This is a genomic window from Streptomyces brasiliensis (genome assembly GCF_014647875.1).
In the GTDB taxonomy this organism is placed as follows: Bacteria; Actinomycetota; Actinomycetes; order Streptomycetales; family Streptomycetaceae; genus Streptomyces; species Streptomyces brasiliensis.
The window spans coordinates 1-2,105 of sequence record NZ_BMQA01000192.1; the positions used below are offsets into that span (position 1 = coordinate 1).

Below are 2,105 nucleotides of genomic sequence, written 5' to 3' on the forward strand. Positions count from 1 at the left end.
GGTTTATGAGCTTTGAGTTGATTACGTTCAGCGATGCTCTCGGGGCGTCTGGTCGTTTTGCCCACGTCATAACGGGTGGCGGGCCGCCGGTTCTTGGAGCCAAGTGGACGGCCTGGCCCGGGGGTTGAGGGTTTGGGCGCACGGGCCGGACAGTGCAGGTGAGGGCGGATGTTCCTGAACCCTCGGCGGACGCGAGCCGGGGTGAGCCGTGCGGGTTCGGCGGGCTTCTCCCAGGGGCGGCGGAGGTCGGCCGCGGCTTCGCGGGTGAGACGGAGCTGGGTGTGAGCGGCGATGACGATCCACGTCCACCGGTCTGCCGCCTCGGGAGTGCGGAGCCTGGGACGCGTCCAGCCGAGCGTCTGCTTTTCAAAGCGGAAGGTGTGTTCCAAATCAAAGCGGCGAAGGAATCCTTGCCAGCGCCGGTCGACGTCTTCGCTGGTCAAGCCGGTCTTCGAGGACCACAGCCACAAAGGCAGCGGCTCACGGTCACCGGGCAGGTGGTCGACCTTCAGCCGGATCAGGGTGCCTTCGATGATGGGGAGTTCACCGTCGTGGTCGATCCACGCACTGCGGGTGGTGAGGCGGGGGTGGATGCGGTCCCAGGCCATCGCCTGCGCAGTGCCGTAGCGGTCGGTGACCTGCGCAGTCTCCGCATCGGGCTCGCCCCAGGTATCGGGCTTGGCGAAGCGGAACTCGCTGCCGTGCTTCGGCGGCCGCCCGCCCTGGGGATAGGCCAGGGCGTACTCCTTGAGCGAGGGCGCCGGACGGCGCATCACCCGGTCCGAGCGCATCCTTCCGAGCACCTCGATGGGGAGGCCGTCGAGCAGGTAGGCCATGCGCGGGGCGTCGTAGCCGGCGTCGAAGACGACCAGGATGTCGTCGTCACCAGGTTCCCACTGGCCTTGGCCGATCAGGTCGGTGACGACGCGGCGGACCTGGGCCGCGGTGACCTCGGCGACGTCGTCGTCGGGGCCGAGGCGGACCGCGTCGAGCAGCTGGCACCATGAGGTTCGTCCGGATTCCAGCGCGGCGACGAACGAGTATGGCCAGCCGGGAATGAACTGGTCACTGGAGCGTCCCGAGCGTCCGTAGACATGGCAGAACAGGCGGTCCGGGCTGGTCGGCGCGTCGGGCCGCAGCCACGCGGAGACATCGACCGCCAGAACCAGACGCCCATCGGCGGCCTTGGGCTGCGGCAGCATGGCCAGCGCCTTGCGCAGCCTGTCCGCGTCGATGCGGCCCTGGTTGAGCGCTTCGTACAACGCGCCGTGGCCGCGCCGGTGTTCGGCCAGCAGAGTCAGGTCGACCGGCGAGGTCACCGGGCCGTCCTCGCAGAGCATCGCGTCGCAGAGCTCGAACAGGGTGTCACCGCGCCGAGTCAGGCATGCGTAGAAGTCCTCCCGAAAGTGGGATGTGAAGTCGAATGCGTCGTGCCGGGCATCGTGGTGCAGCAGACTCACCCCTGCGGCCTTCGTATGAGTGCGGTTCTGTGACGGAACGCATGCTCATGCGGAGGCCGTCCGCCTGTCCGGCGAATGCCCAGGTGAGTGACACCGTTCGAGACGACGTTCGACGCCAGACCATAAAGAACAAGCTCAGCCGAGCCAGACGATGTCCAGGACGGACAGGTGGCGCAGGGCGTGGTTGGCGAAGTAGACGACGGACAGCTGGCCGACGGACGCGATGCGCACGTCCTCGCCCTCAGGGTCGCCGACGTCCCACTGCGGGAAACCCCGCGGGTTCCCGACCGCGGCATCCAGGACGTCCCGGGCCATCTGCTCCGCGTGCTCGGGCAGGGCGGTGAGCACCTTCGCGGCCGGCGGCGACAACCGGACCGCGTACGGCTGACCGGTCACCGGCGCCTGCTCCGGATCTCCTCCAGGTCCACGAACCCAGACCCGTCACGGCCACAGTCGCGGAACGCGTCGACCGCTGGGGCGGAGGCAACGCAGGCCTGCCACACCTCGACGACCTCGTATAGCCGCCCGGGGGTCGGGTGCCACGGATGCCAGCCAGTCGACCGCCGACTTCGTCTCCGTCATGAGAACCTCCCTCTGCGTCGTGGGCGCACGGTGCGCCCACGAGGGAGAGGGAGGTCCCCGGTC

The 2,105-nt window shown here is 68.7% G+C and carries 2 protein-coding genes; both read right to left on the minus strand.

Features of this window, described 5'->3' with window-relative positions; genetic code table 11:
* Positions 1–1,460 (minus strand): NF041680 family putative transposase (locus IEZ19_RS49600; protein ID WP_189317928.1); only part of this gene is annotated, 1,460 nt, incomplete at its 3' end.
* Between the two features lie 135 nt (positions 1,461–1,595).
* The gene (locus IEZ19_RS49605; RefSeq protein WP_189317929.1) at positions 1,596–1,856 is read right to left on the minus strand and encodes a hypothetical protein; all 261 of its coding nucleotides are present in this window, start codon (positions 1,854–1,856) and stop codon (positions 1,596–1,598) included.
* Positions 1,857–2,105: the final 249 nt, after the last annotated feature.